The following is a 23,932-nucleotide window of genomic DNA, read 5'->3' on the forward strand; positions in this document are numbered from 1 at the left end:
GCGCGGCCTTTCATTTCGATAAGCACTCGCGATTTTACGGAAGCGCGTCGTAGCCTTCGCCGAAGCCCTTCAGGTCGACCGGAATGCCGATCCCTTCCTCCGGCGACTGGAAGACGATGAAGGTTGCCGTCCCGCCGGCGCGCATCGTCTTCAGGAGCTCGTCCTCGAGCACCACCTCGGCATAGCAGCCGTCCGAAAAGCAGCGGACGAAATAGGCGCGGCCAATGTCCTTGCCGTCGACATTGAGGCCAAGGCCGTTGGGCAGAAGCACGCCGAGCGGTGCCAGAACGCGAAGGATCTTCGCCTTGCGGTCGGCGGTTTTGAGAACGACGACCGAGAGCCCGACTTCAGGCCGGTCCTCGGCGATGACGTTCTGCATCAGCGCGCATTGTTCGGCAGAGGCGCCGGCCGGCTGATCGCAGACGATCGACCAGGCGCCGTGGTTCGACTTGACGGTCCCGGGTGTGGCAGCAGACTGCTGGGCCAAGCTTGCGGCGGGAAAGACGAAGGCGGCAATTCCGAGCGCGATCAAAGCGGGCAGCCGGGAGAAGAGGGACAGGCCCATGTAAACCTCAAAACGTCGAATCATTCGGGCTATTCTTGATGCGCAGAGATATAAATGAAAAGCCCCGCCACTTACATTCCAGCGGCATATGGCCGAAATTGGGCCTATATCGAGCGCATCGGGCGCGCCGGACGTTTCCGCCGTGACGGGGCGCGCGTAGGCAAGGCGAGGATCGCCGCCCTGACGCAATCTCTGATCCGGCGCGAAGGGCGGCGGCGGGAAATCTTGGCTTTGTGCAAAAATGCCGCATGAGGTTCATTGCACAGATGTTGCGGCGCTGGTCAAACTGTGGTTTGAAGCGCTTCCAGTATCGCAGGGATTCTGCGTTCCGGGTTTGATCCTGATCAAGCGCATTGGGGAGACGTAATTGTGAAAAACAAGGCCTATGCAGTTCTGGCAGCGCTTGCCTGTCTGCTCTTTGCTTCGAGCGCCTTTGCTGACAAGCCTGTCGACTGGCAGACCACCTTTCAGCCGGCCGCAACGGGCATCATGGAAGAAATCACGTGGTTTGAACAATATACCCTGTGGTTCATCATTCCGATTACCCTCCTGGTCCTCCTGCTGCTGATCATCGTCGTCGTGAAATTCCGCGAGGGCGCCAATCCCGTTCCGTCGCGGACCAGCCACAACACCGCGATCGAAGTGATCTGGACCGTCGGTCCGGTGATCATTCTGCTGTTCCTGGCCGTTCCGTCCTTCCAGCTTCTCACCGCGCAGCTCACGCCGCCGCAGAACCCGGACCTGACTGTCAAGGCGACCGGCAATCAGTGGTACTGGTCGTATGAATATGAGGTCGGCGAGAATCCGCTCTCCTTCGACAGCCTGCTTTTGAAGGACGAAGACCGCGCGGGTCTCGGCAAGGAAGACAAGGCCGCTTATCCGCGTCTGCTCGCCGTCGACAACGAAGTCGTCGTGCCGGTCGGCAAGACCGTCCGCCTTCTGGTCACGGCTGCCGACGTCATTCATGCCTTCGCCATGCCGGCCTTCGGCGTGAAGATCGACGCCGTTCCGGGCCGCCTCAACGAGACCTGGTTCAAGGCCGACCGCGAAGGTCTCTATTATGGCCAGTGTTCCGAGCTCTGCGGCAAGGATCACGCCTATATGCCGATCGCCATCCGCGTGGTTGCGCAGGAGAAATACGACGCCTGGCTCGCCGCCGCCTCAACCAATCTCGGCGAAGCGAACAAGGCGCTCATGGCGTCCACCGACGGCGCGGTCAAGACCGTTGACGTCGCCGCAAACGCCGCACAGTAATCGGAAGGGGAGCTCGACCCATGGCTGGAACAGCCGTTCACCACGATCACCGTCATGATCATTCCGATCATGCCCATGATGCAGACCACGCTCACCAGCCGCTGACCTTCTTTCAGCGCTGGTTCCTGTCGACCAACCACAAGGATATCGGCACGCTCTACCTGATCTTCGCGATCATTGCCGGCATCATCGGCGGTACGCTGTCGGTCTTCATGCGCGCCGAACTGCAGGAGCCCGGCATCCAGATCTTCCACGGTCTGGCGCAGATGGTCTACGGCTTCGAAGGCGATGCTGCCATCGACGGCGGCAAGCACATGTTCAACGTCTTCACCACCGCCCACGCGCTGATCATGATCTTCTTCATGGTCATGCCGGCCCTGATCGGCGGTTTCGCCAACTGGATGGTGCCGATCATGATCGGCGCGCCGGACATGGCCTTCCCGCGCATGAACAACATCTCGTTCTGGCTGATCGTGCCGGCCTTCCTGCTGGTGCTGCTTTCGATGTTCGTCGAAGGCCCGGCGGGCGCCTACGGGGCCGGCGGCGGCTGGACGATCTATCCGCCGTTCTCGACCTCCGGCATGCCGGGGCCGGCCATGGATCTGGCGATCCTCGGCCTGCACATTGCCGGTGCCTCGTCGATCCTCGGCGCCATCAACTTCATCACGACGATCCTCAACATGCGCGCGCCGGGCATGACGCTGCACAAGATGCCGCTCTTCGCGTGGTCGGTGCTGATCACCGCCTTCCTGCTGTTGCTGTCGCTGCCGGTTCTGGCGGGCGCCATCACCATGCTGCTCACCGACCGCAACTTCGGTACGACCTTCTTCGCGCCTGACGGCGGCGGCGATCCGATCCTGTTCCAGCACCTGTTCTGGTTCTTCGGCCATCCGGAAGTGTACATCCTGATCCTGCCGGGCTTCGGCATCGTCAGCCACATCATCTCAACCTTCTCGCGCAAGCCGATCTTCGGCTATCTCGGCATGGCCTATGCCATGGTCGCGATCGGCGCCGTCGGCTTCATCGTGTGGGCGCACCACATGTATACTGTCGGCATGTCGCTCGAGACGCAGCGTTACTTCGTCTTCGCGACGATGGTCATCGCGGTTCCGACGGGCGTGAAGATCTTTTCCTGGATCGCCACGATGTGGGGCGGCTCGATCCGCTTTACCACGCCGATGGTCTGGGCGATCGGCTTCATCTTCCTCTTCACCGTCGGCGGCGTCACGGGCGTTCAGCTCGCTAATGCCGGCCTCGACCGGGCGCTTCACGACACCTACTATGTGGTTGCTCACTTCCACTACGTTCTGTCGCTCGGCGCCGTCTTCGCGATCTTTGCGGCCTGGTACTACTGGTTCCCGAAGATGAGCGGCTACATGTACTCCGAGTTCCTCGGCAAGCTGCATTTCTGGGTGATGTTCGTCGGCGTGAACCTCATCTTCTTCCCGCAGCACTTCCTGGGTCTCGCCGGCATGCCGCGCCGCTATATCGACTATCCGGATGCCTTCGCCGGCTGGAACATGGTATCGTCCTACGGCTCCTATGTCGCCGCCGTCGGTGTGCTGATCTTCCTCTTCGGCGTCGCCGAAGCTTTCTCGAAGAAGCGCGTCGCGGGCGACAATCCGTGGGGCGAGGGCGCCAACACGCTCGAATGGCAGCTGTCCTCTCCGCCGCCGTTCCACCAGTGGGAGCAGCTCCCGCGGATCAAGTGACGGACAACGAACAGAAGCCGCCGGTGACGGCGGCTTCTCCCCGCCGGCCTTCCGGTATGATGCGGCCTATCCGGTCGCAGCTAGTTCAGGAAAGAGACATGACGCTCATCGACAATCACGAGGCAGTCGGCATGGAAGGCGCACCGCGCCTGTCCGAAGCCTCTGCGCGCGATTACTTCGAGCTCTTGAAGCCGCGCGTCATGTCGCTTGTCGTCTTTACTGCCTTTGCCGGGCTTGTCCTTGCGCCGGGACAAATCAATCCGGTCATCGGCTTCATCGCCATTCTCTGCATCGCCATCGGCGCCGGCGCCTCCGGTGCGCTGAACATGTGGTACGACGCCGATATCGATGCGGTGATGAGCCGCACCGCCAAGCGCCCCATCCCCGCCGGCAAGATCCTGCCGCAGGAAGCGCTCGCCTTCGGCCTCACCCTGTCGGCATTTTCCGTGATCATCCTTGGGCTCGCCGTTCACTGGCTCGCAGCCGGGTTGCTCGCCTTCACGATCTTCTTCTATGTAGTGATCTACACGATGTGGCTGAAGCGCTCGACGCCGCAGAACATCGTGATCGGTGGTGCCGCCGGGGCCTTCCCGCCGATGATCGGCTGGGCCTGCGTGACCGGGGGCGTGTCGGTCGAGAGCATCGTGCTCTTCCTCATCATCTTCCTTTGGACACCGGCGCATTTCTGGGCGCTGGCGCTCTTCAAGATGGGCGACTACGGCGCCGTCGGCGTGCCGATGATGCCGAATGTCTGCGGCCAGGCGACGACCAAGCGGCAGATCGTGGTGTACGCGCTCCTGACCGCGCTGAGCGGCATCTGTCCCACGCTGCTCGGTTTTGCGAGCCTTGGATACGGAGCCTTCGCGACTGCTCTTGGCTTGGGCTTCGTCTGGTATTCGCTCGCCGTGCTGCGCATGCCGGAAAGCGACCTCAGGATGCTGCCGGCCAAGAAGCTCTTCGCCTTTTCGATCGCCTATCTCTTCGCGATCTTCTCGGCCCTGCTTGTGGACTATGTGATCGTGAATGTCTGGCTCAAGGCCGGGGGTGTCATCTGATGGAAACCGTGAAGCTCAGCGAAGCCCAGAAGAAATCCCGCCGCGGCCGCAATATCGCACTTGGCCTCGTGCTCGCCGGTCTTGTCGGGCTGTTCTATGTCGTCACGCTGATCAAGTTCGGCGGCGGCATGGCCCATTGAAGGTGATGCGATGACGGATACGCCGCAAACACCCGGGAAGCAACGCGCCAACGGCGTCATCGTCGGCGCCTGCCTCGCCTTCGTGGCGGGCATGGTCGGTATGGCCTATGCGGCCGTTCCGCTCTACGACATGTTCTGCCGGGTGACGGGCTATAACGGCACGACGCAGCGCGTCGAGCAGGCGTCCGACGTCATTCTCGACGAGACGGTCAAGGTGACCTTCGACGCCAATGTCGGCCCCGGCCTGCCATGGGATTTCAAGCCGGTTCACCGGGACATCGACGTCAGGATCGGCGAGACGGTGCAGGTGATGTACCGCGCGAAGAACCTCTCGTCGAAGCCGACGACCGGCCAGGCGACGTTCAATGTGACGCCGATGGCGGCGGGCGCCTATTTCAACAAGGTGCAATGCTTCTGCTTCACCGAAACGACGCTCAAGCCCGGCGAGGAAATGGAGATGCCTGTCGTCTTCTTCGTCGATCCGGAGATCGTCAGGCCGGTCGAGACCAAGGACATCAAGACCTTGACGCTGTCCTACACCTTCTATCCGCGCGAGCCGTCCAAGCCGGTCGCCGCGGCAAGGGACGGGCAAACTGAGAACAGACTTTGACAGGACGCCCGTTTCGGCTATGCCGTGCGGGCGACAAGAGAGGACTATCGGGGATTACTGACATGGCCGGAGCGCATCAGAAGAATCACGACTACCACATCATCGATCCGAGCCCGTGGCCTTTGCTCGCCTCCATTGGCGCCTTCGTCATGGCGTTCGGCGGCGTCGGTCTCATGCGCTATGCCGCCGGCGGCTCGTTCAAGCTGTTCGGCCTGGAACTTGCCAACCCGTGGCTCTTCCTGATCGGCCTGGCGATCGTTTTCTACACGATGTTCGGCTGGTGGTCGGATACGATCAAGGAAGGCCGCGAGGGACACCACACACGCGTCGTGTCGCTGCACCTGCGCTACGGCATGATCATGTTCATCGCTTCCGAGGTGATGTTCTTCGCCGCCTGGTTCTGGGCCTTCTTCGATGCCAGCCTGTTTGCCGGCGAGCCCATTCAGGCCGCTCGCGCCGCCTATACCGGCGGCGTCTGGCCGCCCAAGGGCATCGAGGTCCTCGACCCCTGGCACCTGCCGCTCTACAACACGGTGATCCTGCTGCTCTCCGGCACGACCGTCACCTGGGCGCACCACGCGCTGCTGCACGACGACCGCAAGGGCCTGATCTACGGCCTGACGCTTACCGTGCTCCTCGGCGTTCTGTTCTCCTTCGTCCAGGGCTATGAATATGCGCACGCGCCGTTCGCCTTCCGCGATTCGATCTATGGCGCCACCTTCTTCATGGCGACCGGCTTCCACGGCTTCCATGTTCTCGTCGGCACCATCTTCCTGCTGGTCTGCCTTTTCCGGGCGCTCGGTGGCGGCTTCAGCCAGCAGCATCATTTCGGCTTCGAAGCGGCAGCCTGGTACTGGCACTTCGTTGACGTGGTCTGGCTGTTCCTGTTCTTCTCCATCTATATTTGGGGCGGATGGGGTGCGCCGATCGCTCACGGCTGAGGCTGGGGGCGGTACGAAGGACAAAGGGCGGCTGCGGCGATGCAGCCGCCCTATTTCGTTTGGGAGCAATGATCGGGCGATGAAATACGCGTATTTGTGGCTGCTGGCTGCAGCTGTTTTCGTAAAGCCGCCTGTCAACGCCGCCGAAACTGCGGACAAGGTGGTCGTCTACAAGGAACGACGCGTGCTGCAATTGTTTGCCGGCGAGCGCCTCCTGCGCGAATATTCGGTCGCGCTCGGCGCCAATCCCGTGGGAGACAAGATGCAGGAAGGCGACCGGCGGACGCCGGAGGGGCGCTACGTACTCGACTGGCGCAACGACGCGAGCAGCTTCTACCGTTCCATCCACATCTCCTATCCGGCACCCGAGGATGTGCGGGCCGCGGCTGCCAAGGGCCTCGATCCCGGCGGCATGATCATGATCCATGGTCAGCCCAACTATTTCGGCTGGCTGGCCTTTTTGACGCAGATGTTCGATTGGACGGATGGCTGCATTGCCGTTACCAATGCCGAGATGGACGAAATCTGGGACATGGTCCCGAACAACACGGCGATCGAGATCAATCCATGAACGACGACAAGGCGTTGTACCCGCCGGTTGACCCGATCATGACAGGCGTCAAGGGGCTTTGCCCGCGCTGCGGCCAGGGCCGGTTGTTCGACGGCTTCCTGAAAGTTCGACCGGCCTGCGAGAGCTGCGAGCTCGACTATCGCTTTGCCGATTCCGGCGACGGTCCCGTCGTTTTCGTCATCCTCATCGTCGGCTTCGTCGTGCTTGGGGCGGCGCTCTGGATGGAGGTCAATGTCAATCCGCCGCTATGGCTGCATTTCCTGATGTGGATACCCCTGGCAACGGTTTTCAGCCTCGCGCTGACGAGGACGTTGAAAGGCGTGCTGATCAATATCCAGTACCGCAACAATGCACGTCCGGGTGAAATCGACCGTGGCCGAGATGCATAAGGCGGCCTCGCATGGGCGCCTCGGCCGGATTGGCGGTATCGTGCTCGTCGCGATCGCCTTCGCCGTGCTCCTCTCGCTCGGTACATGGCAGCTGGAGCGGCTGCACTGGAAGGAGGCGCTGATCGCCGCGATCTCCGAGCGCCGTTCGGCGCCGCCGGCGCCGCTCGGAGAGATAGAGGCGCTGGCTGCGGCCGGCGAGGACATCGACTATCGATCCATCAGTGTGTCCGGCGTGTACGACCACGGCAAGGAGCGGCATTTCTTTGCCACGCACGATGGCCGCACCGGTTACTACGTCTTCACGCCGCTCATGCTCGCGGACGGTCGCGCTCTTTTCGTCAACCGCGGCTTCGTGCCCTTCGAGAAGAAGGACGCCGCAACGCGGGCCGAGGGGCAGGTTGGCGGCAACGTGACCATCAATGGTCTGGCACGGCCGCGGCTTTCCGAAAAGCCTTCGTCGCTGGTGCCTGACAACGATATCGCCAAGAACATCTTCTACTGGAAGGATCTTGGCGCGATGACACAGACAGCCGGCATCGCCGCTGATCGTGTCGTTCCCTTCTTCGTCGACGCGGATGCCGCAAAAAACCCGGGCGGCTTGCCGGTCGGCGGCGTCACCCGGTTCGACCTGCGGAACAACCATCTTCAATATGCGCTCACCTGGTACGGTCTTGCGGGGGCGCTGGTCGTGGTGAGTGGCGCTTACCTCTATCGTCAGCGACGCAGAGATCATTCCGGCGAATGAAACGGGGAAACGTATGGCTATTCTCGCCGCCATCCTGATTGCGCTCACCGCATTGCTGCATGTCGGCTTCCTGGTGCTCGAGATGTTTCTATGGACGAAGCCGCAGGGGCGGGCGGTCTTCCACATGACGGCGGAGCGGGCCGAGACGACGCGGGTGCTGGCGGCCAACCAGGGGCTCTACAACGGCTTCCTGGCCGCAGGTCTCCTCTGGTCGCTGCTCCAGCCCGAACCGACCTTTGCCTTTGAGTTGAAGGTGTTCTTTCTTGTGTGCGTGATCGTTGCCGCTATATATGGCGCATGGTCGGTCAAGCCCCGCATTCTTCTCGTGCAGGGCGGCCCGGCCATGCTCGCCCTCCTGTTCGTTCTACTGGCGTCCTGATTCATGGCCTCATCCACGGCGGCAAAATCCCAGATCACCATACGTCTTTGCGGACCGCGCGGCTTCTGCGCCGGCGTCGACAGGGCGATCCAGATCGTCGTACTGGCGCTCAAGGAGTTCGGCGCTCCGGTCTATGTCCGCCACGAGATCGTGCATAACCGCTATGTCGTCGAAGGGCTGGAGGCCAAGGGCGCGATCTTCGTCGAGGAGCTCGACGAAATTCCGCCGGAGCATCGCAAGCAGCCTGTGGTCTTCTCCGCCCATGGCGTGCCGAAATCGGTGCCCGCCGATGCCGATCAACGCAACCTCTTTTATCTCGACGCCACCTGTCCGCTGGTCTCGAAGGTGCACAAGCAGGCGATGCGGCACCACCGGCTGGGGCGGCATGTGGTGCTGATCGGCCATGCGGGGCATCCGGAGGTCATCGGCACGATGGGGCAATTGCCGGAAGGGTCCGTCTCGCTCATAGAGACGGTGGAGGACGCAGATTTGTATCTGCCGCCCGATCCCGACAATCTCGGCTTCGTGACGCAGACGACGTTGTCGGTCGACGACACCGCGGGGGTCATCAAGCGCCTGCACGAGCGCTTCCCGAACCTGACGGCACCGGCCGCCGATTCGATCTGCTACGCTACGACCAACCGGCAGGAGGCAGTCAAGCAGGCGGCGCCCGGCTGCGACCTCTTCCTGATCGTCGGCGCCCCCAACTCATCCAATTCCAAGCGGCTCGTCGAAGTGGCGCTGAGAGCGGGGGCAAAGAAATCTGTGCTTGTCCAGCGTGCCTCGGAGATCGACTGGGAAACGATCGGCGACATCTCAACCGTCGGCCTCTCGGCCGGCGCCTCGGCGCCGGAGGTGATCGTCAACGAGATCATCGAGGCGTTCCGTGAGCGCTATGATGCGACGGTCGAACTGGCCGACACGGTCGAGGAGAACGAGAACTTCCTCGTCAATCGCGAACTCCGCCATGTCGAGTTGACCGCCGCCGACATGGCCTTCGTCAATGGAGAATAGGTGCGGGACGATAAAGCTTCCGCTTCGATCCCATGGAATTCTTTTCCGAAAGTAGCGACCCTTGGCAGTTTACACCGATATCACGGAAGACGACCTAATCCGCTTTCTGGCCGCCTATGACGTGGGCGTTCTGACCTCCTACAAGGGCATCGCCGAAGGCGTCGAGAATTCGAACTTCCTTCTCCATACGACCAAGGGCTCCTATATCCTCACGCTCTACGAAAAGCGGGTGAATGCCGATGACCTGCCGTTCTTCCTGGGGCTGATGCACCATCTCGCGGAAAGGGGGCTTTCCTGCCCGCTCCCCTTGCCGCGTGCCGATGGCGAACTGCTCGGCACGCTGTCCGGCCGGCCGGCCGCCGTCATCTCCTTCCTCGAAGGCATGTGGCTGAGGAAGCCCGAGGCGCAGCATTGCCGCGAAGTTGGCCGGGCGCTGGCATCGATGCACGAAGCGGGCGAAGGGTTCCCGTTGAAACGAACCAATGCGCTCTCGGTGGGTGGCTGGCGGCCGCTCTGGCGGAATTCCGAGGCGCGCGCCGACGAGGTGCAGGACGGCTTGAAGGACGAGATCGCGGCGGAACTCGCTTTTCTCGAAGAGCACTGGCCGAAGGGCCTGCCGGGCGGCGTGATCCATGCCGACCTCTTCCCCGACAACGTCTTCTTCCTAGGCGATCGCCTTTCCGGATTGATCGATTTCTATTTCGCCTGCAACGACTTCCTCGCCTATGACATCGCCGTTTGTCTGAACTCCTGGTGCTTCGAGAAGAACGGCTCCTATAACATCACCAAGGGAATGGCCTTGCTCTCCGGTTACGAAAGCGTACGGAGTCTGACCGCGGAGGAGGTAGCGGCGCTGCCGTTGTTGGCGCGAGGCTCGGCGCTGCGCTTCTTCCTGACGCGCCTCTACGACTGGCTGACGACGCCGGTTGGCGCCCTCGTGGTCAAGAAGGACCCGCTCGAATATCTGACGAAACTCCGCTTCCACCGCGCCGTCGTATCGAGCGCCGAATATGGCCTGCGGCGCGGCGAGGCTTTGCAATGAAGCATGTCGACATCTTTACCGACGGCGCCTGCTCGGGCAATCCGGGGCCGGGCGGCTGGGGAGCGGTGCTGCGCTATGGCGAAGTGGAAAAGGAGATGTGCGGGGGCGAGGCGGAGACGACCAACAATCGCATGGAACTTACGGCCGCTATCTCGGCGCTCAACGCCCTGAAGCAGCCCTGCGAGGTCGATCTGCACACCGACAGCAAATATGTCATGGACGGTATTTCGAAGTGGATCCACGGCTGGAAACGCAACGGCTGGAAGACCGGTGACAGGAAACCGGTGAAGAACGGCGAACTCTGGCAGGCGCTCGATGAGGCGCGGGGCCGGCATCAAGTGACCTGGCACTGGGTCAAGGGCCACGCCGGCCATCCGGAAAACGAGCGCGCCGACGAGCTGGCACGCAAGGGAATGGAGCCGTTTAAGAAGCCGGGCCGCCTGGCTGCGGCGAAGTAGCGCCACACGCCCAGTATCACTTTTCGAATACCTGATTGACGGGCAATTGCCCCTCACCCTAGCCCTCTCCCCGCCCGCGTGGAGAGGGGACTTCAGAGTGCGCCGCGAGTCCCCCCGCCCCGCTTGCGGGGAGAAGGTGCCGGCAGGCGGATGAGGGGCTGAGACTAAGGCCAATCCCTATCGATCAAAGCTGTTCCAGCATTGCCGCCGCGCCGGAAACGGTCGCCTGGCCCGGGGAGTCTTCGACGTTCAGCGACTTGACCACGCCGTCGTCGACGAGCATCGAGTAGCGCTTCGAGCGGATGCCGAGTGTGCCGGCCGACAGATCGATATCGAGGCCGAGCGCCTTGGTGAAGGCAGCGTTCCAGTCGGATAGGAAATGGATCTTGCCCATGCCGCCGGATGCCGTTGCCCAGGCGCTCATCACATGCAGGTCATTGACGGCGACGACGGCGATATCGTCGATGCCACGCGCGAGGATCGCGTCGCGGTTCTCCAGATAGCCGGGAAGATGATTGAGCGAGCAGGTCGGGGTGAACGCCCCCGGGACGGCGAAAAGGACGACGCGCTTGCCCTTGAAGAGCTGGTCGGTGGTGATCTCGACCGGGCCGTCGGCGGTCTTTTCCTTGAAGGTTGCGTTGGGCAGCTTGTCTCCGACAGCAATGGTCACGGTTCTCTCCTCGAATTCAACTCGCGGTCCGGCAAAGGGGTTGCCGAGCCTGCGAGCGACTATAGGAACGCGTCAGTCAAAGGCAAGCGTGGTTTCCATGCTCAGATCGCCGGCACGCACGGTAATCGCAATCGCCTTGCCGCCCATCTTTCGGTCCTTGCCGGAGAACTTCACGGGAATGTCCACGCGGCGCTCGGCGCCGGAGAGGTCGCCCACGACCGGTGCTCCGAAGGAGAGACCCGCCGGCGCGGCGAGGAAAATCTCCGGTTCGCCCGCGTCTTGCGGAAGCCGGAGATCGAGGTGCATGATGCCGGCATCCTCTTCGAAGTCTGTCATCGTGACCCTGAAGTGATCGGATGGCGGCTTCGGAAGTGCCGCCACGGCCTCCTCGATGCGCGCGCCGTCCAGTGGATTGTCGAAGACACCGGCCTTCAGCGCCAGATCCAGTGTGCCTTGGACCGGGATGCAGATGTCTTCGCAAACGCCCAGGAAAACGGAAGCCCGGACGGTCAGGTCCTTTTCGCCGCTTACCCGTTTCAGCGTGAGCGGGAAGGCAACCGAGCTGTCGTAACCGACATAGCGTCCCGGTCCCTCGCCGAAGGTTTTCGGTGCGGGAAACCGGATCGCCTCCAGAGCGACGCCGCCTTCCGGATCGAGGGTGATCTGCGGCGGTATTCCGCTCGCGCCGGGGTCGCGCCAGTAGGTTTTCCAGCCGGGCTCGAGCTTGATTTCGAGCACCGCTGGAATGGAGCCGTCCGGTCTTGGCTGCGAGGCGACAAGGCGGATCGCCCCGCCGGGGGAGGCCAACCAGTCGCTGCTGGCGGCCTCGGACTGGTACGGCAAAAAAAGAGCGACGAGCAGGCTTGCCTTCGCGAGGCGCTGAGCCATCTTCTTCCTGGTTCGGCATCTGGTCATGACCTAGCACTAGCGCGTTTCCGCATTCGTCTCCAGCCGCCGCGAAAGGCCGCCGATCATATCTGCTTGATCGACGATGCCGGGTAAATGGTTCGCCCGTACTGGGCTCCAACTGTGGAATTCGCTTGTCTTTGCATCGTTGGAGCTGGAGATCGACGCGAAGGAGCGTCGTGCGTGCAAATTTCGGCCCGCGCCACGTAGAGGCGCTTTTCATTTCGTGCCGAATTGATAGGCTATCTTTCATTATGGCAACAACGGCGCAGCCAAAGATACGCGAACGTGGTTTCCTTGACGGTCAGTTCCTGATCGCCATGCCCAGCATGTTCGATGCCAATTTCGCCCGCACGGTGATCTTCGTCTGCGCCCATTCGGAAGACGGCGCGATGGGCTTCGTGTTGAACCGGCCCCAGCGGCTGACCTTCCCGGACGTGCTCCTGCATCTGCAACTGCTCGACCCGGACGAAGCGATCCGGCTGCCTTCGGCGGCACGTGAGTTCCAGATCCAGGCTGGCGGGCCGGTCGAGACCGGTCGTGGTTTCGTCCTGCATTCGGACGATTACCTGAGCGACTCGAGCATTCCGGTCAGCGACGATATCTGCCTGACGGCGACGCTCGACATCGTCAAGGCCATTTCGCGCGGCGAGGGGCCCGTCAAGGCCACCATGCTGCTCGGCTATGCCGGCTGGGGACCGGGGCAGCTCGAAAGCGAAATCGCCAACAACGGCTGGCTGACATGCCCGGCGCGTGAAGAGCTGATCTTCAGCCGTGACCTCGACGAGAAATACGATCAGGCGCTTGCGCTGATCGGCGTCTCTTCGGCGATGCTTTCCCCCGATGCCGGCCACGCCTAATCGAAGGCTCGGTATCCTGCTTCTTTCCCCGATTACGCTCTCTTCATGAGCGGAAAGCGCTCCTTCAGGAGCCGCAGGATCGATTCCGAGCCGACGGGCGGGCCGAACAGGAAGCTCTGGCCATAATCGCAGCCCATCTGCGCGAGCTGGATCGCATCCTCCTCCGATTCTATGCCTTCGGCGACGACCCGCATGTCGAGTTCGCGCGCCATGGCGATCACCGAGCGCAGCACGACGCCGCGCTTATCGCTCGGATCGCGCACCAGCGCCTTGTCGATCTTGATCGTGTCGAAGGGGAAGCGGGTTAGATAGGAAAGCGAAGAATGGCCGGTGCCGAAGTCGTCGAGGGCGAGCCGCAATCCGGCTTCCCGGAGCTTTTCGAGCACGAGTCGGGCCTGTTCCGGATTCTCCATCACCAGCGATTCGGTCAGCTCCATCTTCACCTTCGCCGGATCGCAGCGGTTCTTGTTGAGGATGGTCCGGACGTCGTCATAGAGCCCGCTGTTGAGCAGCTGCGCACTCGAAAGATTGATCGCGACGAAGATCGGCAGATCGCCCGTCTGGATCTGCCATTCGGAAAGGTCGCTCGTCGCCTGGTCGAAGGCGAACATGCCGAGCTGGTTTATGACGTCGGAATTCTCCGCGATCGGGATGAATTCGGTCGGCGAGATACTGCCGCGCTTCGGATGGTCCCAGCGCATCAGCGCTTCGAAACCGGCGACCTCGGCATCGCTGAGACGCACGATCGGCTGGTAGACGAGCGACAGTTCCTTGCGTTCGATCGCCCGCTTCAGGTCCGCTTCGAGCTGCAGGCGATCCGATCCGGATGTTCGGAAGGCCGGCCGGAAGGGCTCGACGCGGTTGCCGCCCTCCTTCTTGGCGCGAAACATCGCAAGCTCCGCATCGTCGAGCAGGCTTGCGGCGCTCTGCTCCTGGTCGAGCCAGGAAACGAGACCGATCGAGGCGGTGAGATTAATCTCGCGGTTGCCGTAGTTGAGCGGCACCATGATCGCCTTGCTGACCGCATCGGCGAAATCGGCGATCTTCGCCGGATCGCGCTCGGACATCAGGATCAGCCCGAACTGGTCGCCGCCGAGGCGGGCAAGCGTGTCCTGCGGCCGCAGCAGCCGGCGCAGCCGCCGCGTCAACGCGATCAGAATGTTGTCGCCGGCGGCGATCCCGAGCAGGTCGTTGACCTGCTTGTAGCGGTCGATGTCTATGGCGAGAACGGTCGGCCGCGTCGAAGCGGTGCCGTCGGACATCAGAAGGATGGACTGCAGGCGATCGAGGAAAACCTGCCGGTTCGGCAGGCCGGTGAGGTTGTCGAGGAGCGCGTTCTGCAGCAGCCGCTCGACCGAATTGCGCTGTTCGGTGATGTCGACGATGGTGCCGACGCAGCGGATGATCTCGCCATTGGCGCCCAGCACGGGCCGCGCCCGGATCGACAGCCAGTGATAGTGCCCATCCTCGGCGCGCACGCGAAATTCGTGGTTCAAGCGGCCGCGTCTGTGTTCGAGAAGCACATCCAGGGTCGCCCTGAACCGGTCGCGATCGTCCGGATGCAGCCGCGGCACCCAATTGCGGACCGGTCCGTTCATCGTGCCGAGCGAAAGGCCGAGCTGGTGCGAAATATCCGGGATCGTCACGACGCGGTCGCGCGCCACGTCCCAATCCCAGACGGTGTCGCCGGAGCCGGTCAGCGCCAGCGCCTGCCGCTCGAGGTCCGAGAAGAGACCCTGCTGGTATGCGCCGCCGGCAAAGGCATGCTGCATCACCGTGAAGCCGATCAAGAGGACGATCAACACGAGGCCGCCGCCGAGGGCCGGCTGGACGATGTCATTGGCGAGTTGACCGGTGACCGCCAGCCACGCGCCGAACAGCCAGACGAGGATCAGGAGCCAGGCCGGAACGAGGAGGATGGCGCGGTCGTAGCGGTTAAAGCCGAGATAGGCGATCAGCACGATGCCGACCGTCGCCGTCAGCGCAAAGGAGAGACGGGCGATGCCCGATGCGATCGCGGGATCGTAGACGGCGACGCCGAAGAGCAGTGCCAGGCCGAGAATCCAGGCGAGCGTCGCGTAGCCGAGATGCTGATGCCAGCGGTTGAGGTTCAGATAGGTGAAAAGGAAGATTACCAGCCCCGCCGCCAGAAAGACTTCCGTTCCTGCTCGCCATATGCGTTCGTCGCCAGCCGTCACGCTGATCAGCTTCGACAGAAAGCCGAAGTCGACACAGATATAGGCGAGAACCGCCCAGGCAAGCGCCGCCGTCGCCGGCAGCATCGAGGTGCCCTTGACGACGAAGAGAATGGTCAGGAAGACCGCGAGCAGCCCGGCAATCCCGAGCACGATGCCGCGATAGAGCGTAAAGGCGTTGACCGTGTCCTTGTAGGCGTCGGGCTGCCACAGATAGATCTGCGGCAGTTCCGGCGTCGCAAGCTCGGCGACGAAGGTGATGACGGCGCCGGGGTTGAGGGTGATGCGGAACACGTCCGCCTCGTCGCTCGGCTGTCGGTCGAGCGCGAAGCCCTCGCTCGGCGTGATCGACAGGATGCGTTGCGAGCCGAGGTCCGGCCAGAACAGTTTCGAATTGACCAGCCGGAAATGCGGCGCGACGATCACCCGCTCGAGCTGCTCCTCGGAGACATTTGCAAGCGCGAAGACGGCCCAGTCGCCCTGATGATGCTCCGTGCTCGATCGGACCTCGATGCGCCGCACGATGCCGTCCGTGCCGGGCGCGGTGGACACCTGGAAAGCCTCGCCCCGGCCGGAATAAATTTCCGTCGTGGCCGTCAGGTCGAGTGCCGTGTCCTCGCGCGAGATCTTGACCGGTTCGAGAGCATGGGCGACCCCGCCGGCGGTGCCGAAGATGAAAACGGCGAATGCCGCCAGAAACGCCGCCACCCTTGCGGCTGGCCATGCGGTCGGCTTGCGGATCACGGGCATCAAAGGGGCATATTCCTGTTCGGTACGGCATCCGCGGACAGAAGCGAAAACATCAGGTGATCGCGCCACTGGCCGTTTATCTTCAAGTACTGTCTCAAGTAGCCTTCGCGTTCAAAGCCGGCCTTTTCAAGGAGCCGGATGCTCCTTGCGTTCTCTGGAATACAGGCTGCTTCAATACGGTGCAACTCGAGGGTCGAAAAGATGTAGGGGATGGTCAGCTTCAGCGCCTCGTACATGTGGCCCTGGCCGGCATGTTTCTGCCCCATCCAGTAGCCGATCATGCAATTCTGCGCCGCACCCCTGCGGATATGGCCGATCGTCAGGCCGCCGAGGAGAACCTCGTCCGGTCTGCGGAACAGGAACAACGGCACCGCCTGGCCGGAAGCATATTCCTGTTCGTTGCGGATGACGCGGCTGCGAAACGCGCTCTCGGTCATCTCGTCAGCCCGCCAGGTGGGCTCCCACGGTTCGAGGAAGCCGCGGCTCGCGCTGCGTAATTGATACCATTGCCGATAATCGGCGTAGCGCGGCAGGCGGAGAAGGTAATCCTGATTGGCGATTTCGACCGATTCGGGCTGCCTCGACAGGAACCGAAATACCGATCGTGCCATATATGCCTCCGGCCCCAAACTCGCATGCCGGCGGGCGGAGATCGGCTTCATGCTCTTCCTCATCCCGCTCAGGTCAATCTACACAGCCGGACCGAAATCCCAGCCCGGACCGCGCCATCATGCAAGAGTTCGAAGGCGCCGTGTCATTGCGAAGCGTTGCACAAGTTAACGCCTAAATCGAATCCGATTTTAGAAATTGTGCAAGAAAGGCACGGGCCCCGCAGGTGCTGCCCGCACTCTGAAGATCGGGGATTGCGCCCGCTAGCCGGCGAGCGCCTGGACGGCAGCGGGTTTGATATTCAGAGACGACAGAATGTCGCTCATCGGGGCGAGCTGTTCGAGCGGGCCGATCGCCGAAAGGGTAGGGGTCGTATCGAAGAAGAGCCGGCCGGCGAGATCGGTCAGCCGCTCTATGGTGATGCCGGACAGCCGCTCCATCAGCTCTTCGTTTGGAATGGGGCGCCCATAGAGCATCATCTGGCGGGCGATCTGGCCGGCGCGCGCCGCCGGGCTTTCCTGTCCCATCAGCAGTTGCGCCCGGATCTGCGCACGGGCACGCTCGATCTCCTGCTGGTCGATGCTCGCCGACGATTTGCGCAGCTCCTCGATGATGACCGGCATCAGCTCGGGGAGATTTTCCCCGCCGGTAGCGGCGTGGATGCCGAAGATGCCGGTATCGGAAAAGCCCCAATGGAAGGCGTAGACCGAATAACAGAGGCCGCGATGTTCGCGCACCTCCTGAAAGAGGCGGGACGACATGCCGCCGCCGAGGATATTGGCAAGGATCTGCGAACAGTAGAAGTCGCGGGCGTGATAGGCCCGGCCTTCGAAGCCGAGCAGCACCTGCGCGTCCATCAGGTCACGGCTCTCGCGGCTGTCGCCGCCCGTGTAGCGCGCCGTATCGAGGACCGGAGTCGACAGCGGCGTGACGGGCAGCGTGGAAAAGCGCTCCTCGACCTGGCGCACGATCGTGTCGTGGTCGACGGCGCCGGCGGCAACGATGAACATCCTGTCGGTCGTATAATTGCGGCCGAGATATTGGCGGATCTGACCGGGGGTGAACGACATCACCGTTTCGGGCGTGCCGAGAATGGGCCGCCCGACCGTCTGGTCGCGGTAGGCGGTCTCGGCGAAGCGGTCGAAGACCACGTCGTCCGGCGTGTCGTCGGCCGCGCCGATCTCCTGCAGGATGACGTGCTTCTCGCGCCGCAGCTCCTCCTCGTCGAAGGTTGATTCCGTCAGAATGTCCGCAAGGATGTCGACCGCCAGCGGCACGTGGTCCTTCAGTACCCGCGCGTAGTAGGAGGTGGTCTCGGTGGAGGTGGCGGCGTTGACCTCGCCGCCGACGTTTTCGATCTCTTCGGCGATCTGGCGGGCGCTGCGCCGTCTTGTCCCTTTGAAAGCCATGTGCTCCAGCAGATGCGCAATTCCGTGTTCATCCACGGTCTCGTTGCGCGAACCGGACTTGATCCAGACCCCGAGCGCCACGCTTTCCAAATGCGGCATTCGCTCGGTTACCACCGTCAGCCCGGAAGGGAGCCGGGTGCACTCAACTTTCATCATCCGTATCTTTCGTTCTATTCCCGAACGCGGGTACGCTCGCCGATGAAGGTTTCGACGTTCTTCAGCTCCGCATCCAGGATGTCGAAACGCTCCGCCCTAGTCATGAGATCAGCAAGCCACGTCGGAAGCGTGGGGTCAATACCACTCGCCGATTTTACCGCGTCGGGAAATTTCGCGGGGTGAGCGGTCCCGAGCGCCACCATTGGCGCCGACGGCTTCTCGTGCTTGGCGGCGACCGAGACGCCGATTGCCGTATGCGGATCAAGGAGATAGCCGGATTTCTCGAAGGTTTCGCGGATCGTCGCCGCCACCTGCTTCTCCGAGGCGCGGCCGGCGCGAAATTCCTTGCGAATTTTTTTCAGTGCGCCCTCTTCGATGGCAAAGGAACCGGATTGCTTGAGGCTTTCCATGGCGGCGCGCACCCCTGCCGCCTCGCGGCCATAGGCCTCGAACAACAAGCGCTCGAAGTTGGACGAGATCTGAATGTCCATCGAGGGCGAGGTCGTCGCCTTGACCTCGCGCATCTCGTAGCGGCCGGTCTTCAGCGTGCGCGCCAGAATGTCGTTTTCATTGGTGGCGATGATCAGCCTGTCGATCGGCAAGCCCATGCGCTTGGCGACATAGCCGGCGAAGATATCGCCGAAATTGCCGGTCGGCACCGTGAAGGAGATCCTCCGGTCCGGGCCGCCGAGCGCGATCGCCGTGGTGAAGTAATAGACGATCTGAGCCATGATGCGCGCCCAGTTGATCGAATTGACCCCCGACAGCTTAACCCGGTCGCGAAACGCCGTGTCGTTGAACATGGCTTTGACGAGGTTCTGACAATCGTCGAAATTGCCCTTGATAGCGATCGCATGGACGTTCGACGCCCCCGCGGTCGTCATCTGCCGCTGCTGCACCGGCGAGACCTTGCCGTGCGGGAAGAGGATGAAGATGTCCGTCCTTTCCCGGCCGGCAAAGGCGTCGATCGCGGCACCGCCGGTATCGCCGGAGGTTGCCCCGACGATCGTCGCCCGTTCGCCGCGCTCGGCGAGCACATGATCCATGAGGCGCGCCAGCAATTGCATGGCGACGTCCTTGAAGGCGAGCGTCGAACCGTGGAAGAGCTCCATGACGAAGGAGTTGGGGCCGGTCTGGACAAGCGGGGCGATGGCCGGATGGCGGAAGGTCGCATAGGCCTCGTCGATCATCTCGCGGAACTTCGCGGCCGGAATTTCACCGTTCGTGAAGGGCTCGAGAACAGCGAAAGCGATTTCCTGATAGGACTTGCCGCGCAGCGCACGGATTTCCTTTTTCGAGAAGGCCGGCCATTCTTTCGGCAGGTACAGGCCGCCGTCACGAGCAAGCCCTGCCAGAAGAGCGTCGCAGAAACCGAGGGGTGCTGCTTCCCCGCGCGTCGAAATATACTTCACCTTCTTCATCCTTCGTTACCGCATCTCAAAGTTACAGCAGGCAGTCTGGCGGAGGACCGCCCCTCTCGCCGCGCTATCACGCCGATATTGCATAACCTTCAAGGAAGAACCGCCGCCCGGCCCCCTATTTGTTCCAGTTCGCCGTAAATCGCGCGGGCATTTTTGTCACCATGGCAAATTTCCGAATGCTTCGGAAAGTGAGGCTTGCGATGGCCCGCCGGTCGATTTTTCGATTTGCCGCTGCTATAGACGATGCCCGAGGGTCGAGAAAGGCCCTCGAAGATCGTCGGTCCGGAGGAGGAGGGGATTGCAGATGGGTTCCTGCTCCGGCCATCAAAAGGATCGCGCCAGCTTCGGCCGAATTCGCCGCGGTTGCCGTGATCTCAAAGTCTCACCGGGTCAGTAGGGGTCGTGCAACGTGTCTGGCAAAGTGTCTCGCCATCTTATCGCAATGTCTGTTCTTTTGGTCGCCGCAGGCTGTAACAAAACGCAAGACGGCGGCGCCATCGAGGCCGGCGGCACCGCGAACGCACCGACGCCGGCGGTGATCCAGGCGGCTTGCCCGCCGGTGACGCTGCGGGACGGCACCGCCTCCTATCGCACCTATGCGAAGGGCGGCAAGGACGATCCGACCAAGGTGGTCTACCAGGCCTCGCTAGCCGATACCACGCGGCAATGCGTGCAGAGCGCGGACACACTGACGGTGACCGTGGTCGCCCAGGGCCGTGTCGTTGCCGGCCCCGCCGGCGGTCCGGGCAAGATTACCATGCCTATCCGCGTGGCGGCGACCGACGGGGAAAAGACGCTCTATTCCGAACTGACGCAATATCCGGTCGAAGTCCCGCCGGGCAGCACCAACACGCAATTCGTCTTCACCAAGGCCAACGTCACCCTGCCGGCCGGAGCCGGAGCCGATGCCAAGATCTTCGTCGGCTTCGACGAGGGACCGCAGAAGGCGAAGCAGTAGCAGGCCGCACAGGTGCGGGGGAGTTGCCCCTTACGCTGACCCGATACGGTGCCGCGAGTCCCCTTCGCCCCGCCTGCGAGGAGAAGGTGGCCGGCAGGCCGGATGAGGGGCAGACTCCAAGAAAAACAACTCTTTGCAGCCACTTATAAAAACGCCGAGGCAATGCCCGGCGTTTCCACGCGTCCGCGGCCGGGTTATTCGGCCGCCACGCTCTTGCCCGCTTCCCATTTGTAGAGCGAGAAGCTCGGCGAGGTGAGATCGCCGCTCTCGCCATAGGTCAGCTTGCCGATGACCGTGTCGATCGCCTCGCCGGATTTGATCGCGGTCGCAACCGCGGTCGCATCCTCGGCCGAGCCTGCCTTCTCGATGCCGGCCTTGAGCACCTGGACGGCGGCATAGGCGTTGAGAGTGAAGGCTTCCGCCGGGATGTTCTTGACATTGAGCGCCTCGATCACCGGGGCGGCGGCCGGGTGGCGGGTGGCGTCGCTTGCATTCGTGTAGATCGTTCCCTCGGCAGCGTTGCCGCCGATCGCCCAAAACTCGGTGTTGGAGAGGCCGTCGCCGCCGATCAGCTGCGCATTGACACCCTGGTCGCGCATCTGCCGGATCATCAGGCCGGCCTCGGCGTGGTAGCCGCCGAAATAGACGACCTCGACATTCTCGGCCTTGAGGCGTGTGACGATGGCGCTGAAGTCCTTTTCACCGGGGTTCAAGCCCTCGTAGACGACTTCCGTGATGCCGCCTGCGTTGATCGCCGCCTTGAAGCCATCGGCGAGGCCCTTGCCGTAAGCACCCTTGTCGTGCAGGACGGCGACGCGCTTGTCCTTGAGGTTCTTGACGACATAGTCGGCCGCGACCACGGCCTGCTGGTCGTCGCGGCCGCAGGTGCGCAGCACGTTCCAAAGCCCGCGGGTGGTAAGGTCGGGCGTGGTTGCCGTCGGCGTGACCATGAGGATGCCGTTCTCGGCGAGCACGTCGGATGCCGGCATCGCCGTGCCGGAAAGCACCGGCCCTACGACATAGCGCACGCTCTCTCCGGCGAGCTGGTTGGAAACGGAAACAGCCTGCTTCGGCTCGCCAGCATCGTCGACGATCTTGATGACGATCTTCTCGCCCTTGATGCCGCCGGCATTGTTGATTGCTTCGGCCGCTGCCTCGGCGCCGTTCTTCACCTGCTCGCCAAAGGCCGCGACCGGGCCGGTGAGCGGCGTGATCACGCCGATCGTGATATCGGCATGGGCGAGCGGCGCGAAAGCCACGCCGGCAGCCAGGGTCAGTCCGGTCAATAGTGAAAGACGCATCGTGGTTCCTCCTTGGAAATAACCTCTACAGCGCCCGGACATACGGAGGCCGCCATAGCGCTTTGAACTGCTGCGCGGCCCTACCCGGAACCATGCAGTGGTCGATCTTGATATAGCTCTCGTGCGCCGTTCGAAAACCCGCGGTTTCTCGCAGGAAACCATGGGTCTTCCACCGCATGCCGCCTTTCGAGGGCGCCGATGATGAGCGGCGCGAAGGGCCGTCGGAATTAGAGAGGGTGAGGGTCAGGCCGTCAGGGACTCGGACCATTCGGCAAGCGCGGCGACGACGCCGGGCAGGACGGCCATCCGCGAGATAACGGTCTCGGCGCCGGCCTCCGTCAGCTTGTCAGCATGCGAGGCATAGCTATGCGAGCCCCCCGTGAAGCCGACGACGCGCATGCCGGCGGCGCGCGCCCCGTGGACGCCGTGCACCGAGTCCTCGATGACGAGGACGCGTGCCGGGTCGACGCCGAACTGGGCGGCGCCATGCAGGAAGATGTCCGGCTTCGGCTTGACCCGGTCCGGGCCAAGATCGCGCGCCGAATAGATATGCTTGCCGAAATGGTCCTGAATGCCGACCTTGCCGAGCATCGTTGCGAGCCGCGCTGAGGTCGAGTTCGAGCAGATGCAGTGCGGCAGCGTCAGCTGCAGCAGTACGGGCTTGACGCCGTCGATGATCTTGACGTCGCGGGCGAGCCGCTTGTCGAGAATGGTGTCGACGCGGTCGATCAAAGAAGCCGAGAGCGGAATGCTGGCTTCCTTCTCGATCGCCAGCAGCGTGTCGCGCCAGGTCATGCCGGCAAAGCGCTCGCTCATTTCCTCGACACTGATCGGGTAGCCGGCTTCCGTCAGAAGTCCGGCCTCGACTTCCGAGGCGATGATTTCCGAATCGACGAGCACGCCGTCGCAGTCAAAGATGATGAGATCGAAACCGGTCATTTTGCGTCCTTGGGAGAGGCGCGCCGCTGGCGGGGAGGAGGCTCGATGCGGCGCGAAAACAGGTCCGGGCAGATTTATACGATGGTGGATCAAAGCTCAACCTTTGGAAATCGTCTTGCGGAAGTTGTGCCTTGCTCGACAGGCTCGGGCTGCACCTCTATCTGTAGCGCATGACAAACGAACGCGATGACACGATTGCAAGCCGGATCAGCCGGGCGCTCGCCGAAAGGATCATCTCCGGGGCGCTCCCTCCGGGCGAGCGGTTGCGTCAGGACCATGTTGCCGAGGAGTTCGGCGCGAGCCACGTGCCGGTGCGTGAGGCTTTCCGACGGCTCGAGGCGCAAGGCCTTGCCGTCAGCGAGCCGCGCCGGGGCGTGCGGGTCGCCTCCTTCGATCTCAAAGAGGTGCGCGAGGTGGCGGAGATGCGCGCGGCACTCGAGGTGCTGGCGCTCCGCCATGCCATACCCCACCTCGCACCCGCCATTCTCGATCGCGCCGAGGCGGCCACGGCCGCGGCGGACAGATCCCGCGACGTGCGTAGCTGGGAGGTGGCAAACCGAGCGTTCCACCGTTTGATCCTCGAGCCCTGTGCCATGCCGCGCCTGCTCGCCGCGATTGACGACCTTCATGCGGCAAGCGCCCGGTTTCTCTTCTCCGCCTGGCGATCCAGCTGGGAGGCACGCACCGACCACGACCACCGCGCCATTCTTGCAGCGCTGCGCCAGGGGAGAGGCGAGGAGGCTGCCTCGATCCTCGAGCGCCATGTCGGCTGGATCGGCAAGACGCCGGTAAAGACCGCCGGCGGGGAAGTCCGCGACGCCTTTTCTATCGTCGGATAGCGGCGATCTGCCGTAAACTGCGACTTCGGAAACCGGGACGAGGT

At 62.8% G+C, this 23,932-nt stretch carries 25 protein-coding genes; 16 read left to right on the forward strand and 9 right to left on the reverse strand.

What is annotated here, in order from left to right:
- Positions 1–34 precede the first annotated feature (34 nt).
- The gene (locus tag SS05631_RS02885; protein WP_037413395.1) at positions 35–565 is read right to left on the reverse strand and encodes an invasion associated locus B family protein; all 531 of its coding nucleotides are present in this window, start codon (positions 563–565) and stop codon (positions 35–37) included.
- 369 nt (positions 566–934) lie between these two features.
- On the opposite strand from SS05631_RS02885, the gene coxB reads away from it, so the two are divergent.
- The 13 genes from coxB to rnhA all read left to right on the forward strand — a co-directional run bounded on the left by coxB (position 935) and on the right by rnhA (position 10,875).
- The gene (gene coxB / locus SS05631_RS02890) at positions 935–1,819 is read left to right on the forward strand and encodes a cytochrome c oxidase subunit II (RefSeq protein ID WP_037413396.1); all 885 of its coding nucleotides are present in this window, start codon (positions 935–937) and stop codon (positions 1,817–1,819) included.
- 20 nt (positions 1,820–1,839) lie between these two features.
- On the forward strand, positions 1,840–3,531 hold the full coding sequence (gene ctaD, locus SS05631_RS02895) for a cytochrome c oxidase subunit I (RefSeq protein ID WP_037379304.1): 1,692 nt from the start codon (positions 1,840–1,842) through the stop codon (positions 3,529–3,531).
- A gap of 98 nt (positions 3,532–3,629) precedes the next feature.
- Positions 3,630–4,586, forward strand: a complete 957-nt coding sequence (locus SS05631_RS02900) for a heme o synthase (RefSeq protein WP_037413399.1) — start codon at positions 3,630–3,632, stop codon at positions 4,584–4,586.
- The gene (locus tag SS05631_RS02905) at positions 4,586–4,726 is read left to right on the forward strand and encodes a hypothetical protein (protein WP_037413400.1); all 141 of its coding nucleotides are present in this window, start codon (positions 4,586–4,588) and stop codon (positions 4,724–4,726) included. The genes SS05631_RS02900 and SS05631_RS02905 overlap by 1 nt, the downstream gene beginning before the upstream one ends.
- Before the next feature lie 10 nt (positions 4,727–4,736).
- Entirely contained in the window at positions 4,737–5,336 is a 600-nt protein-coding gene (locus SS05631_RS02910) for a cytochrome c oxidase assembly protein (RefSeq protein WP_037413401.1), read from the forward strand.
- A 62-nt stretch (positions 5,337–5,398) separates the two neighbouring features.
- Positions 5,399–6,277, forward strand: a complete 879-nt coding sequence (locus tag SS05631_RS02915) for a cytochrome c oxidase subunit 3 (protein ID WP_037413402.1) — start codon at positions 5,399–5,401, stop codon at positions 6,275–6,277.
- A 79-nt stretch (positions 6,278–6,356) separates the two neighbouring features.
- Positions 6,357–6,848, forward strand: coding sequence for a L,D-transpeptidase family protein (locus SS05631_RS02920; RefSeq protein ID WP_037413403.1), 492 nt, complete (start codon positions 6,357–6,359; stop codon positions 6,846–6,848).
- Positions 6,845–7,237, forward strand: a complete 393-nt coding sequence (locus SS05631_RS02925) for a DUF983 domain-containing protein (protein WP_037413742.1) — start codon at positions 6,845–6,847, stop codon at positions 7,235–7,237. The genes SS05631_RS02920 and SS05631_RS02925 overlap by 4 nt, the downstream gene beginning before the upstream one ends.
- A complete protein-coding gene (locus SS05631_RS02930; protein WP_037413404.1) occupies positions 7,197–7,982 on the forward strand; it encodes an SURF1 family protein in 786 nt (261 codons plus the stop codon). Before SS05631_RS02925 ends, SS05631_RS02930 begins: the two co-directional genes overlap by 41 nt.
- 13 nt (positions 7,983–7,995) lie before the next feature.
- Positions 7,996–8,361, forward strand: a complete 366-nt coding sequence (locus SS05631_RS02935; protein ID WP_037413405.1) for a DUF1304 domain-containing protein — start codon at positions 7,996–7,998, stop codon at positions 8,359–8,361.
- A 3-nt stretch (positions 8,362–8,364) separates the two neighbouring features.
- Positions 8,365–9,375 carry a 4-hydroxy-3-methylbut-2-enyl diphosphate reductase gene (gene ispH, locus SS05631_RS02940; protein ID WP_037413407.1) on the forward strand — a complete coding sequence of 337 codons (1,011 nt, stop codon included), beginning with the start codon at positions 8,365–8,367 and terminating at the stop codon, positions 9,373–9,375.
- Positions 9,376–9,436: 61 nt separating this feature from the next.
- The gene (locus SS05631_RS02945) at positions 9,437–10,417 is read left to right on the forward strand and encodes a homoserine kinase (protein WP_037413408.1); all 981 of its coding nucleotides are present in this window, start codon (positions 9,437–9,439) and stop codon (positions 10,415–10,417) included.
- A complete protein-coding gene (gene rnhA / locus SS05631_RS02950; protein WP_037413409.1) occupies positions 10,414–10,875 on the forward strand; it encodes a ribonuclease HI in 462 nt (153 codons plus the stop codon). Before SS05631_RS02945 ends, rnhA begins: the two co-directional genes overlap by 4 nt.
- A gap of 184 nt (positions 10,876–11,059) precedes the next feature.
- On the opposite strand, the gene SS05631_RS02955 is transcribed toward rnhA, so the two are convergent.
- Both SS05631_RS02955 and SS05631_RS02960 read right to left on the reverse strand, forming a co-directional pair.
- Positions 11,060–11,545, reverse strand: a complete 486-nt coding sequence (locus SS05631_RS02955) for a peroxiredoxin (RefSeq protein ID WP_037413410.1) — start codon at positions 11,543–11,545, stop codon at positions 11,060–11,062.
- 72 nt (positions 11,546–11,617) lie between these two features.
- Entirely contained in the window at positions 11,618–12,433 is an 816-nt protein-coding gene (locus tag SS05631_RS02960) for a protein-disulfide reductase DsbD domain-containing protein (protein ID WP_083853837.1), read from the reverse strand.
- Between the two features lie 272 nt (positions 12,434–12,705).
- Here SS05631_RS02960 and SS05631_RS02965 point away from each other — a divergent pair, with 272 nt between their 5' ends.
- Entirely contained in the window at positions 12,706–13,311 is a 606-nt protein-coding gene (locus SS05631_RS02965; protein ID WP_037413412.1) for a YqgE/AlgH family protein, read from the forward strand.
- A gap of 32 nt (positions 13,312–13,343) precedes the next feature.
- Here SS05631_RS02965 and SS05631_RS02970 read toward each other — a convergent pair whose 3' ends face one another.
- The 4 genes from SS05631_RS02970 to thrC form a co-directional block, all read right to left on the reverse strand.
- Entirely contained in the window at positions 13,344–16,256 is a 2,913-nt protein-coding gene (locus SS05631_RS02970; RefSeq protein ID WP_037413414.1) for a sensor domain-containing phosphodiesterase, read from the reverse strand.
- On the reverse strand, positions 16,256–16,867 hold the full coding sequence (locus SS05631_RS02975; protein WP_037413744.1) for a GNAT family protein: 612 nt from the start codon (positions 16,865–16,867) through the stop codon (positions 16,256–16,258). Before SS05631_RS02975 ends, SS05631_RS02970 begins: the two co-directional genes overlap by 1 nt.
- A gap of 261 nt (positions 16,868–17,128) precedes the next feature.
- Entirely contained in the window at positions 17,129–18,430 is a 1,302-nt protein-coding gene (locus SS05631_RS02980; RefSeq protein WP_037413415.1) for a pitrilysin family protein, read from the reverse strand.
- Positions 18,431–18,444: 14 nt separating this feature from the next.
- Positions 18,445–19,851: a threonine synthase gene (gene thrC, locus SS05631_RS02985; protein WP_172900163.1), complete on the reverse strand. Its 1,407-nt coding sequence runs from the start codon at positions 19,849–19,851 to the stop codon at positions 18,445–18,447.
- A gap of 409 nt (positions 19,852–20,260) precedes the next feature.
- Here thrC and SS05631_RS02990 point away from each other — a divergent pair, with 409 nt between their 5' ends.
- A complete protein-coding gene (locus SS05631_RS02990; protein WP_037413416.1) occupies positions 20,261–20,809 on the forward strand; it encodes a hypothetical protein in 549 nt (182 codons plus the stop codon).
- Positions 20,810–21,003: 194 nt separating this feature from the next.
- Here SS05631_RS02990 and SS05631_RS02995 read toward each other — a convergent pair whose 3' ends face one another.
- A complete protein-coding gene (locus SS05631_RS02995) occupies positions 21,004–22,110 on the reverse strand; it encodes an ABC transporter substrate-binding protein (RefSeq protein ID WP_037413418.1) in 1,107 nt (368 codons plus the stop codon).
- 243 nt (positions 22,111–22,353) lie between these two features.
- Entirely contained in the window at positions 22,354–23,049 is a 696-nt protein-coding gene (locus SS05631_RS03000; RefSeq protein WP_037413420.1) for an HAD family phosphatase, read from the reverse strand.
- Between the two features lie 170 nt (positions 23,050–23,219).
- Here SS05631_RS03000 and SS05631_RS03005 point away from each other — a divergent pair, with 170 nt between their 5' ends.
- On the forward strand, positions 23,220–23,888 hold the full coding sequence (locus SS05631_RS03005; protein ID WP_037413422.1) for a GntR family transcriptional regulator: 669 nt from the start codon (positions 23,220–23,222) through the stop codon (positions 23,886–23,888).
- Positions 23,889–23,932 lie beyond the last annotated feature (44 nt).

It is taken from the genome of Sinorhizobium sp. CCBAU 05631, assembly GCF_002288505.1.
GTDB lineage: Bacteria > Pseudomonadota > Alphaproteobacteria > Rhizobiales > Rhizobiaceae > Sinorhizobium > Sinorhizobium fredii_C.